Below are 12,034 nucleotides of genomic sequence, written 5' to 3' on the forward strand. Positions count from 1 at the left end.
AGAGTCCCAATTTCAAAACATGAAATTGGGACCTTTGCTATATCAATTATGATGCTTTGTTATCAAATATAGCATTTAAGTTAAATAAACGAGTTAGTGCGTTACCAGAGCTACTTTGAGAAGAGCTACTGTTATTGCTAGAACTATTGCCTGAGTTTGAAGATGAGCTATTGCCTGATGACGAATCACTATCTCCGTGAACACTACGGTTAGTAGTGTCGTTGTCTGGGTGACCTTTAACAGATAAGTTTTCCGCATCACTACCATTAACATCATTAGGTTTCTTGAAGTCTTCACCATCTTTAGAAGAGATATCAGACATTACATCTTCGAATAAATGTTGCGGATATTCTTGCTCAGTATGTCCTACAAATGAGTTAGTACCGTATTGTTTAACTTTATTGAAGCCCATCCAAATTGACATTGAATATTGAGGGCTGAATCCGTTAATCCATACGTCTTTAGCTGCACTGTCTGGTAAGTTATATTTTTGATAAATTTCAGAACCATAAGTACCAGTACCAGTTTTAGCACCCATATTAACTCCTGAAACACCGTGTCCATAGGCTGAACCGTATGCTTTGAATGTACCTTTCAAGATTTCAGCTAACATATAAGCTGTATAATCTTTCATCGCTTTGTGACTAGTATGATCATATTCAATAGTGTCACCATCATTAGTGACTACTTTTTGAATAGAGTGAGCATTGTTATAAGTACCACCATTAGCAATTGCAGCGAACGCTGAAGCTAATTGAGTAGGTGAGAATTCAGAAGATGAACCACCAAGTACTTCAGATGGACCTATTTTACTGTTGTAATCTAAGCCAACCTTAGAAGCGAATTTCTTAGGCGCATCGTTACCTGCTTGTTTCTTAACTTGTTGCCAAGTTTTAAGAGCAGGAATATTGAAACTTTGACGTAAAGCATCATAAGCAGAAACTTTACCATGACTTTTAGTGTCATAGTTTTTGAATTCTGAACCATCAACCCAATATGAAGATTCGTCTTGGATTGCGTGGTTAGTAGCCCATTGCATATTTTCAATAGCTGGACCATAAGCTAAGAATGGTTTTAATGATGAACCAGTAGGGTGAGCATCTGTAGCTTGGTTACGTTCTACGACATTTTTGTAGTCACGTCCGCCTGAAATAGCTACAAGACCACCAGTTTTACTATCTAAGATCGTAGCACCAACTTGTTGGTCATCATTTTTATAGTAGTTAGAACCACCATTATTAACACGATCTTGAAGCGTTTTTTGAACGTCTTTGTCCATGTTAGTGTAAATTTTAATACCACTTTGTAGGACGTTGCCTAAGTTCTTGTCTTTGAAGTATTTATTATTCATTAATTCTGATTCAACGAAGTTAACGTAAGAATCATACTCTGAATCATTATTATTAGCGTTCACTTGACGATCTTTCTTAGAGCGTTCTACTAAGTTCGCTTTTAGATCAAGTTTCTTAGCATCAGCATATTCTTTATCAGTTATTCTGTGATGTTTATGCATTAAATAGAGCACTGTGTCTTTACGGCTATTCGCTTCTTTAGGGTTATTGTAGATGTTATATAAGTTAGGAACCTGTGGTAAACCTGCAAGATAAGCTTCTTCAGCTAAGTTTAAGTCCTTCAAGTCCTTGTTGAAGTAATATTTAGCTGCAGCTTTGACACCAGTAACACCATCAGAATAGTAAATTTTATTCAAGTAAACTTGGAATATTTCATCTTTACTATATTCTTGTTCAAGACGGTATGAAAGGTAAGCTTCTTGAGCTTTACGACCGATAGATTTTTGTTGTGTTAAGAATGAATCTTTAACAACTTGTTGTGTTAAAGTTGACGCACCCTGAGCACCAAATCCACCAGTTAAGTTCTTCCCAATAGCACCAAATAAGCGTTTATAGTCTAGCGCACCGTGATGATAGAATCGATTATCCTCTGTTGCTAAAACGGCATATTTCATGTGTTTTGGTACGTCTTTAATGTTGACGTGTTCATGACGTTGACCGTTATCTAACGTTTTAACTAGATCCCCATTCTTATCATAAATCTTAGCCGGAATTGGGTCTTCTAGTTTCGACTCAGTAAATGCTGGCGCTTTCCATGCATAGTAAGCAAACAACAAGATACCAAGTAACAACAGAACGAAAAAGGCGATAATCATAAAGCCGATTATCTTGATAATCGTTCTCTTAACATTCCTATTCTTTTGTTCGTCGGACTTCCCACCATTTTTACTATTATTTTTTTTAGGTTGGGAAGACCCTTTATTTTCCGTCATACGCGGTCCTCACTTTCATCTAATATCAACTTATCAACTGCCTTGAGGTAATTCAATCTTGGTTGATATTGATAAGGAATATGGTAACCATTTTTCCGAATTTCTTCAACTGTAATCGATTTTTTGATTTCTTGAGTATATCTTTCCCAGAAAAATTCAAACTTAGAATATGGCAATATATAGACTTCATCAAGTGTTTTGAAACGTATCATAAGAAAAACAATTCCCTTTTGAAGATATGTATTTTTCATATGTTCAACTTGATGTGCATGTATATTATTAAGGGGAAAAGAAGTTTTATTCTTCGTTTCCTTTGCCTCGAAATCGATATAATACCCATTATAAACGCCGTTATAATCGGTAGTTGAAGGTGTACGAAAATAAGCTTCATTAATCACAGCCTTACTACGTTTAGGATAGTGAACATTGACTATCTGAACGGGAGTAGGCTTCTTGTGAATGACTGCTATGCCACTTTTTAAATAGAACGTATTGGATTGTTCTATATCTTTTTCAAGCGACATTCCGCGTCCACCATATTCAATGTTACTTGAAAAGGGTGAAGGCTTTCGTCCGTCCGAAGACTTATTTTTTGAGTATGGCTTACCATTGGGATAATTCATAATATTCACCACACAAGTTTGATGAGAAAACTTCAGATATGTAAATGAAAAAACTCAATCAAACTCTAGTATTTGAATGTATATGTTATTTAACAAACATACATCATTCATTATTTTAACGTGATTAGCCTATTCTGTCACGATTTCTTTCATAAATGAAAGATAAACGTAATCTATAATTTATTATTTATTAAAATTATAGTTATTTAAACGAGACTTAAATGATAAAAGTAACATAAATCTTTCAAAACAAATTTACCGATAACAAAATCTTTATAAATTTAATCATGTCTAATCAATGAAAGAATGATACTTTGCATGACTTAAGCTTTCTTATTGTGTTAAATTAACTTTGTAGGAGGCATCCTAATGCGAAAACTAATAGAACAACTTATCTCGGATATTGATGAAATGAATCATCGTTTTGAAAGGGTAAAATCTTCAGAAGTTGATTATGACTTTTATAAGGTAGTAAAACCTTATGCACATTCGATTGATTCAAAACTTAATGAATTAAACAATTATTATCAACAAATCATTAATACGCCGTATATGACACCATTAAAATTTAATTTACTTATATCAAACATTCAATCGCTATCTGTAGAATGTCATTTTAAACGTACGAGTAGAAAGCTTTTCACAGAAAAAATAAAAAGCGTACAGTATGATTTAAAAAATATTTTAACGTATCATGTTTAATGAGGGAGAATATGGTTAAAACTGTATATGTTACTGGATACAAATCTTTTGAATTAAATATATTCAAAGATGATGCACCAGAAGTTTCATATTTAAAGAAGTTTATATCTCATAAATTAGAACAATTATTAGATGAAGGTCTAGAATGGGTACTGATTCAAGGGCAAATGGGTATTGAGTTATGGACAGCTGAGGTTGTTTTAGACTTAAAGAAAGATTATCCAGAATTAAAATTAGGGATTATCACACCTTTCTTAGGTCATACGCATCGTTGGAATGAACAGAACCAAGCTAAATACGCTTCAATCGCTCAACAAGCAGATTTTACGGAGAGTATTCATCATACTGATTATCAAGGGCCTTTTCAGTTTAAACAAGCAGATCAATTCATGCTAGATCATACCGACTATACCATTCTAATTTATGATGAAGAACAAGAGGCAAGCCCTAAATTCTTCAAGACTATGTTAGTTGAATTTATGGATAAAACAAACTATACTTGTGATATTGTGACGTTTGATGAACTCACTGACTTCATCAACGACTTGCAGTGGTCTCAAGATCAAAGTTTCGAATGAGGTGGATAAAAGATGTCAGATGTTTCATTAAAATTATCAGCAAAAGATATTTATGAGAAAGATTTCGAAAAAACTATGGCTCGTGGCTATAGAAGAGAAGAAGTAGACGCTTTTTTAGACGATATTATTATAGATTATCAAAAAATGGCGGACATGAATAATGAAGTTGTTAAGCTATCAGAAGAAAATCATAAATTAAAAAAAGAACTTGAAGAGTTAAGACTTCGCGTTGCTACAACAAGACCACAGGAAAATAAAAACTTTTCTTCTAATAATGGCAACAACTCATCAAACAATGTGGATATTTTAAAACGTATTTCTAATTTAGAAAAAGCAGTTTTCGGTAAGTAATAAAAATTTTTGTTACTTATTCACATGAAATTGTGTTATAATCGCAAAAGTGATATTTCGGGTAATCGCTATAGCAATATAGAGGAAAGTCCATGCTCACACAGTCTGAGATGATTGTAGTGTTCGTGCTTGATGAAACAATAAATCAAGGCATTAATTTGACGGCAACGAAATAACCTAAGTCACATGATATGGTTAGAATAGTTTGAAAGTGCCACAGTGACGTAGCTTTTATAGAAATATAAAAGGTGGAACGCGGTAAACCCCTCGAGTGAGCAATCCAAATTTGGTAGGAGCACTTGTTTAGCGGAATTCAACGTATAAACGAGACGACTTTCACACGAGCGTGAAAGTATGTAGACAGATGGTTACCACCGACGTACCAGTGTAACTAGTACACGTGATGAGTACAACGGTACAGAACATGGCTTACAGAAATATTACGACTAGTTTAGCTCTCCCTTATATATGGAGAGCTTTTTTATTGTTTATATTTATGGGCGCAAATGCTCTCATGAAAGCTATTTGTTTAATCATTTTCTAAAAATAAAAATGAGTTTATCTTTATATTAAAAAAAGATGATGAATTTGGTAAAATAAACACAATACGAATAAAGGAGCAATGAAATGTTTCAATTATTAGCAGTCTGTCCAATGGGACTGGAAGCAGTCGTGGCTAAAGAAATACAAGAACTTGGTTATGAAACACAGGTTGAAAATGGGCGCATCTTCTTTGAAGGTGATGAAGCAGCCATCGTTAAATGCAACTTATGGTTACGTACAGCTGACCGCATTAAGATAGTAATGGGGCGCTTTGATGCTAAAACATTTGATGATTTATTCGAACAAACGAAAGCTCTACCTTGGGAAACAATTATCGATAAAGAAGGTAATTTCCCCGTTCAAGGTCGAAGCGTAAAATCTACATTGCACAGTGTACCTGATTGCCAAGCAATTACTAAAAAAGCCATCGTCGAGAGACTTAAAAAGGCATACGATGAAAAAGGTTGGTTAAATGAGACTGGTGCAAAATATCCTGTAGAAGTTGCAATACACAAAGATAATGTTTTATTAACTATTGATACATCAGGTTCAGGATTAAACAAACGTGGTTATCGTCTAGCACAAGGGGAAGCACCAATCAAGGAAACATTAGCTGCTAGTTTAATTCGTTTAGCAAATTGGAAAGGTGATTCTCCACTAATTGATCCATTCTGTGGTTCTGGTACGATTGCGATTGAAGCATGTTTAATTGCACAAAACATTGCCCCTGGATTTAATAGAGATTTCGTATCTGAAGAATGGAATATTATGCCTCCAAATATTTATGATGAATTGCGTGATGAAGCAGATAGAATGGCAGATTATGATAAAGAAATTGAAGTTTATGCATCTGATATTGACCCTGAAATGGTAGAAATTGCTAAACGTAATGCTGAAGAAGTTGGACTGGGCGATATTATTCAATTTAATGTTAAAGACGTTAATACTTTAACTATTGATTCAGAAGGACCAGTAGCATTAGTAGGAAATCCGCCATATGGTGAACGTATTGGTGATCGTGAAGAAGTAGAAGAAATGTATCGCTATATTGGTTCACTAATGAAGCAACACCCTTACCTATCAACATATATTTTAACTAGTAATAAGGAATTTGAGTACTTAGTTAACCGTAAAGCAACTAAACGTCGTAAATTATTCAACGGTTATATTGAATGTACGTATTATCAATATTGGGGTAAAAAACCCGATTTTAAAAATTAAGGTTTACTTTTTATTATTTCCGTGTAATAGTAGTAACCTAAATATTCAATTCATTCGCACTCTTATCTCGACTATAGTACAGTTGAATAGGAGTGTTTTAATTTTAAAAATACTAAAAAATATAATATTGAAGATGTTTAGAAAGGGGATTATAAATATGAAAACAGTATTAATCATCGGAGCTAACGGTAGAGTGTCTATCGAAGCAACTAAAATTTTCCTTGAAAACTCTAGTTTTAATGTAGATTTATTCTTAAGAAATGCGCACCGTATCCCTGACTATGCTTCTAACCGTGTAACAGTATATGAAGGCGATGCAAAAAACTTAGAAGATCTTGAGCAAGCATTAGATGAAGTTGATGTAGTCTTTGCAAGTTTATCTGGATCACTTGATAGACAAGCTAAGACAATTGTTGAAGCTATGGCTAATAAGAATGTTAAACGTTTAATATTTGTGGCAGCACCTGGTATCTATAATGAATTACCTGAACAATTTAACGAATGGAATAAAGAACAATTTGGAGATAAATTAAATCTATATCGCAAAGCATCTGACATTATTGAAAATTCAAATTTAGATTATACTATCATCCGTCCAGGTTGGTTAACTGATAAAAATGAAAATGTTTTTGAAGTTACTACTAAAGATGAGACATTCAAAGGTACAGAAGTTTCACGTAAAAGTGTTGCTTCATTAGCTGTTCAAATCGCTAAAAATCCAGAGCTACATTCTAAAGAAAATATTGGTGTTAATAAACCTGGAACAGAAGGCGATAAACCTGCATGGTTTGATTAATAAATATGCTATTTAAACATAGGTTTTACTTTGTCTATGTGATAAAATTTAAAATATCATAACTTTTGAAAATTAGGGTTTGTCATCTAGACTAACCTAATTTTTTTAATTTTTTTGAAGTTGATATACATAAATTTCTTACACTTTTGATAATGATCAGAGTAAAAACCTCTATCACATATTGAGGGAGTTAAAGGGGATTCAAAACACATGGATAACACTGAACAATTAGATATTTTATATAAGTTGAAAAAAGAAGTTGAGAAATCGAACAACTATGCTTTAGTTAACACTATTAACCAAGTAATAAAAAAAGTATATCTTAATCAATTTACCGCTTCTTTCGTAGGTCACTTTTCAGCTGGGAAATCAACGTTAATTAATCTATTACTTGAACAAAATATTTTACCTAGCTCACCAGTACCTACAACAAGTAATACTGCAGTCGTGTCAGTCGCTGAAGAACCAGGAATCATCGCGAATTTACCTGACCAACAATACACTAAATTAAAAACTTATGATGATGTGAAACAAATGAATCGTCAAAATGTGGATGTTGAATCAGTAGAAATTAACTTCCCATCAAATAAATTCAACAACGGTTTCACACTACAAGATACACCTGGCGTAGACTCAAATGTTGCCACACACCAGTCTAGTACTGAACAATTTATGTATACGAGCAACATTCTCTTCTATACTGTAGATTACAATCACGTGCAATCTGCATTAAACTTTAAATTCATGCGACGTATTAATGAAGTAGGTATTCCTATCGTGTTTGTCATTAATCAAATCGATAAACATAATGAGGATGAAATATCATTTGATACATTTAAATCACGCGTAGAGAAATCAATTAAAGATTGGGGTATTGAATTAACAGATACTTATTATGTATCTAAATTTGAGCATCCAGAGAACCAAATTAATGAATTATCTGATTACCTCGTTCAAATGGATAATCACCGAGAATCTGTCGAAGATTACGTGAATCGTACTATCGATTTTATTACTGAAGCACAACTTGCTTATATCCAAAATGAAATCCAAGACATCCTCGATACACTTGATATCGAAGAGGAAGACTTTGAGCAAGCTTACATGAAGTTTCAACAAAATCAAGAAGTAAGCGAAGAAGCTCAACTATTAAACGACTCTGATAAATTACTAAATTATTTAAAGCAGAAACGTAAAGATATTTTAGATAACGCTTATATCATGACACATGATATGCGAGAACAGTTAAGATCTTATCTTGAAAGTAAATCTGAAGACTTTAAAGTAGGCGGGCTTTTCAATAAGAAAAAGAAAAAAGAAGAAGAACAGGAACAACGACTGAATCAAGCTACTGACGCGTTACAAGATAAAGTGAACCAACAAATACGTCAGCCACTTCGAGAAGACATGTCATTCTTAACACGCTTTATAAATGACAGTGAAGTTAATAATCAAATCCTAAACCAAGATTACCTTATAAAGCCATCATTAATTTCTGATTTATATCAACCTCAGACAAGTATTAGCAATACGTATGTTCTTACATTCTCTGATGAAGTAGTGAAAGCTTTAAATAAACATATTGAACATGAATCAAACCCTATCTTTAAAGATGCTGTGAATCACGCTCAAGCAAGCGAGTTAACAACAGAAGATAATGAGGATAAACAGGAATATGAAAAATTCATTGAGTTGAAAAATTTAAGAGAATCGTTAACTACTCATAATTATCAACATTATTATATCCATTTAGATGATTCACTGGATAAATTAATCGGAAGAACTGAAGCAAATTTCGAACTTAAAGAAGAAAATTCAACGGCTTACCACCACAAACATGAACAGGTCAACCATGATGAAGCAGAAACAGCAAATCAAGTTGATATTCAGAATGCACTTCAAGTAGTCGAAGATGTCCCTCTATTTGATCGTACGAAAAAGGACATCAAAGACACAATGCATCGCCTCAATAATCAAATCACTAAAATTGGTGTATTCGGAACTTTCAGTGCAGGAAAAAGTAGTTTAATCAATGCTTTATTAGGCGGTCAATATTTAGTAAGTTCACCAAATCCTACAACAGCAGCGACAACTGAATTATCATACGGTGAAGACAGCCAAATCACCTTAAAATCATCTGAGCAATTACTAGATGAAGTCAACAATGTTCTTGAATATTACAATGCGTCATATGATTCACTAGAATCATTTATTAACAGTGATTTGAAGAAACTTAAGACACAACTTGAAAAGAATCAACTCGCATTTATTGATGCCATTGAGAAACATTATGATATGTATCTAGACATGTTAAATGAGGGAGAAGTGCATACCGTCTCTCAAGAAGACGTTAAAAAATGGAGTGCAGAAGATGAATACGCTACATTCGTTAAGACCGTGCATCTTAACCTTCCACTTGAATGGTTAAAAGGTAAAATTATCGTCGATTCATTAGGTCTTCACTCTAATAATCAACGACACACTAACGAAACTGAGCAGATTCTTACTTCTTCAGATTTAATCCTCTACGTAAGTTATTTTAATCATTCATTCACGGATAACGATAAAGCGTTTATCGAGCACATGAAAGCGATGAATCAATTAAATGAGAATCAAGCATTCAAGATGGTTATTAATGCAGTAGATTTAGCTGAAAACGAAGACGACCTCAACGCAGTGCGTGATTATGTTGCAGATGCACTTGGACAAGTTAACCTTCATTCTGAGATATTTAGCGTTTCAAGTCGTAAAAGCTTAAAAGAGGGCGATCAAGGTATAGATCAATTGCTCGATAGCGTTCAGCGATTTGCTGATGTCGAATCTAAAACCATTTTAGAACAACAGATGGTTCATCAAATTCAACAAATGAATGATTCCTATAAAGAAATGATTGAAGAGTTCCATAATAATAAGGAACAAATACAAGCTAGACAAGAAAAATTATTAAACATTAAAGACCAAGATAGACTTAATAGCCAATTGATCAATACTACATCGCAACATACTAATAACGAAGTTGATGAACAAATCTATCATTTAAACAATAGACTCAATCTTCAATTATTAGACGAAGTGAAATCAGTTTATAACAGTCAAATGACTCAAAATAGTGATTTTAATGAAGAGAAAAAGATTTCTACTAAAACTTATCTTGATCAAATTCATCAACGATTATATTTAGAACAATCATTAATTACTGAAAGAATCAAAAAGTATTTTAATTCACAATTAGAAGAGCAAATCGCACCAATTATCAAGAAATTGAATCACATACACGTTCTAGTTAAAGCACAATTCGATGTAGAACCTGATGTAAAGGAAACACCATTTTTAAAAATAGATTTAAATGATATGATTGCAGCCTTACCGAAGCAATTAACAAAACGTAAAATACTAAATCCTAATTCACAGCGTGATATCCAAGAACAAATTTCAAATGTAACATTAGAATTGTTACAAGATGGTTTGAGTGAATTAAAACAAGAACTAAACGACTATGTGCAGCAGATGTCACGTCAAGCTGAAACGCAATTCAAACAACTAGAGCAACAAATTCAAGAACAAATTGATGAATTACTATCATTCAAATTAGATGATACGCTCATCCAACAACTGGAAACAAAATCTAAACAACTTGATGAAATCATATAAGAAGAAAGAAGGACGCTATCATGACAAATAGAGTATTACTCGTGGACGGAATGGCTCTACTATTTAGACATTTTTATGCAACGAGTCTACACAATCAATTTATGTATAACTCTAAAGGTATTCCTACAAATGGCGTTCAAGGCTTTGTAAGACATATCTTCAGTGCAATTAAAGAAATTAATCCTACACATGTTGCAGTATGTTGGGATATGGGGCAACAAACCTTTCGCAACGAAATGTTTGAAGGGTATAAACAAAATAGGCCAGAACCACCAGCAGAACTTATACCACAATTTGATTACGTTAAAGAAATCTCACAACAATTTGGATTTGTAAATATTGGTGTAACTAATTATGAAGCTGATGATGTGATTGGGAGCCTCGCTCACAGTTATTCTGATAACAATGAAGTTTTTATCATTACAGGAGATAGAGATATTCTCCAATGTATAAATGAGAATGTAGAAGTTTGGCTTACTAAAAAAGGATTTACTATTTATAATCGCTATACTCTAGATCGATTTAAAGACGAATACGGATTAGAACCCAAACAATTAATAGATGTGAAAGCATTTATGGGAGATACGGCAGATGGTTATCCTGGAGTAAAAGGTATCGGCGAGAAAACAGCTATCAAATTAATTCAAAATCATCATAGCGTTGAAAACGTAATCCAAAATATATCTACATTGACACCAGCGCAACAAAAGAAAATTAACGATAACATGAACAATTTACAATTATCAAAATCATTAGCTGAAATTCACACTCAAGTGCCACTCAAATCAGAACAGCTCTTTAATGAAATGGCATACGCACATGAACTAAATGAAATACTTTCAATTTGTAACGAACATGAGTTGTATGTTTCAGGAAAATATCTAGCAAGCAACTTTTAATCATTAAACCAAATGGACTTATCGAAATTAATTCGTAAAGCCATTTGGTTTATTTTTTTCATTTTATACCCATCATCTACGCAACATAAAATTTATTTTATATAAATATTGTGAATTAATTTCACTTTCTTTATATAAAGTGATATTATTGTTTAGAACAAATAAAATATTGTTCGAAACTCTATTGCGATAGATGAGTGAGCATGCCGCATTCAAATTATGATTTTGATAATACGACATTAGCTCTAAATTTTATTAAACTCATTTTGAATGGTATTCATTTCATTTTTTAAATATCGTCAATATGGTCAATTTCAAGCACACGATATATTAAATCACATCAAACAACAAAGACATAACATCTAGAATAGGAGTGAACAATAGCT

At 33.0% G+C, this 12,034-nt stretch carries 9 protein-coding genes and 1 other RNA gene; 8 read left to right on the top strand and 2 right to left on the bottom strand.

Annotated elements, in window-relative coordinates; translation table 11 throughout:
• Positions 1-46: 46 nt before the first annotated feature.
• Together MHI13_RS12665 and recU are read right to left on the bottom strand one after the other, a co-directional pair.
• Entirely contained in the window at positions 47-2,284 is a 2,238-nt protein-coding gene (locus MHI13_RS12665; RefSeq protein WP_002433675.1) for a transglycosylase domain-containing protein, read from the bottom strand.
• Positions 2,281-2,907, bottom strand: a complete 627-nt coding sequence (gene recU / locus MHI13_RS12670) for a Holliday junction resolvase RecU (RefSeq protein WP_002433974.1) — start codon at positions 2,905-2,907, stop codon at positions 2,281-2,283. The genes MHI13_RS12665 and recU overlap by 4 nt, the downstream gene beginning before the upstream one ends.
• A gap of 369 nt (positions 2,908-3,276) precedes the next feature.
• Here recU and MHI13_RS12675 point away from each other — a divergent pair, with 369 nt between their 5' ends.
• The 8 genes from MHI13_RS12675 (at position 3,277) to MHI13_RS12710 (ending at position 11,648) form a co-directional block, all read left to right on the top strand.
• Positions 3,277-3,609, top strand: a complete 333-nt coding sequence (locus tag MHI13_RS12675; RefSeq protein WP_002433589.1) for a DUF1798 family protein — start codon at positions 3,277-3,279, stop codon at positions 3,607-3,609.
• Between the two features lie 11 nt (positions 3,610-3,620).
• Complete coding sequence (locus MHI13_RS12680; RefSeq protein ID WP_002433797.1) at positions 3,621-4,187, top strand: DUF1273 domain-containing protein; 567 nt, start codon at positions 3,621-3,623, stop codon at positions 4,185-4,187.
• 12 nt (positions 4,188-4,199) lie between these two features.
• A complete protein-coding gene (gene gpsB / locus MHI13_RS12685; RefSeq protein ID WP_064210102.1) occupies positions 4,200-4,538 on the top strand; it encodes a cell division regulator GpsB in 339 nt (112 codons plus the stop codon).
• Between the two features lie 53 nt (positions 4,539-4,591).
• An RNA gene (gene rnpB, locus MHI13_RS12690) (RNase P RNA component class B) lies at positions 4,592-4,975 on the top strand.
• Positions 4,976-5,165: 190 nt separating this feature from the next.
• Positions 5,166-6,302 carry a THUMP domain-containing class I SAM-dependent RNA methyltransferase gene (locus MHI13_RS12695; protein ID WP_037549159.1) on the top strand — a complete coding sequence of 379 codons (1,137 nt, stop codon included), beginning with the start codon at positions 5,166-5,168 and terminating at the stop codon, positions 6,300-6,302.
• A 157-nt stretch (positions 6,303-6,459) separates the two neighbouring features.
• Positions 6,460-7,098, top strand: a complete 639-nt coding sequence (locus tag MHI13_RS12700) for an SDR family oxidoreductase (protein ID WP_002433634.1) — start codon at positions 6,460-6,462, stop codon at positions 7,096-7,098.
• A 210-nt stretch (positions 7,099-7,308) separates the two neighbouring features.
• The gene (locus tag MHI13_RS12705) at positions 7,309-10,749 is read left to right on the top strand and encodes a dynamin family protein (RefSeq protein ID WP_002470054.1); all 3,441 of its coding nucleotides are present in this window, start codon (positions 7,309-7,311) and stop codon (positions 10,747-10,749) included.
• Between the two features lie 20 nt (positions 10,750-10,769).
• On the top strand, positions 10,770-11,648 hold the full coding sequence (locus tag MHI13_RS12710; protein ID WP_002433832.1) for a 5'-3' exonuclease: 879 nt from the start codon (positions 10,770-10,772) through the stop codon (positions 11,646-11,648).
• Positions 11,649-12,034 lie beyond the last annotated feature (386 nt).

This window comes from Staphylococcus sp. FSL K6-0223 (genome assembly GCF_038008285.1).

Bases quoted from the DNA above. Each gene is read 5' to 3' on its own strand.
- MHI13_RS12665 (WP_002433675.1), bottom strand. From the start codon at position 2,284: ATGACGGAAAATAAAGGGTCTTCCCAACCTAAAAAAAATAATAGTAAA.
- recU (WP_002433974.1), bottom strand. From the start codon at position 2,907: ATGAATTATCCCAATGGTAAGCCATACTCAAAAAATAAGTCTTCGGAC.
- MHI13_RS12675 (WP_002433589.1), top strand. From the start codon at position 3,277: ATGCGAAAACTAATAGAACAACTTATCTCGGATATTGATGAAATGAAT.
- MHI13_RS12680 (WP_002433797.1), top strand. From the start codon at position 3,621: ATGGTTAAAACTGTATATGTTACTGGATACAAATCTTTTGAATTAAAT.
- gpsB (WP_064210102.1), top strand. From the start codon at position 4,200: ATGTCAGATGTTTCATTAAAATTATCAGCAAAAGATATTTATGAGAAA.
- MHI13_RS12695 (WP_037549159.1), top strand. From the start codon at position 5,166: ATGTTTCAATTATTAGCAGTCTGTCCAATGGGACTGGAAGCAGTCGTG.
- MHI13_RS12700 (WP_002433634.1), top strand. From the start codon at position 6,460: ATGAAAACAGTATTAATCATCGGAGCTAACGGTAGAGTGTCTATCGAA.
- MHI13_RS12705 (WP_002470054.1), top strand. From the start codon at position 7,309: ATGGATAACACTGAACAATTAGATATTTTATATAAGTTGAAAAAAGAA.
- MHI13_RS12710 (WP_002433832.1), top strand. From the start codon at position 10,770: ATGACAAATAGAGTATTACTCGTGGACGGAATGGCTCTACTATTTAGA.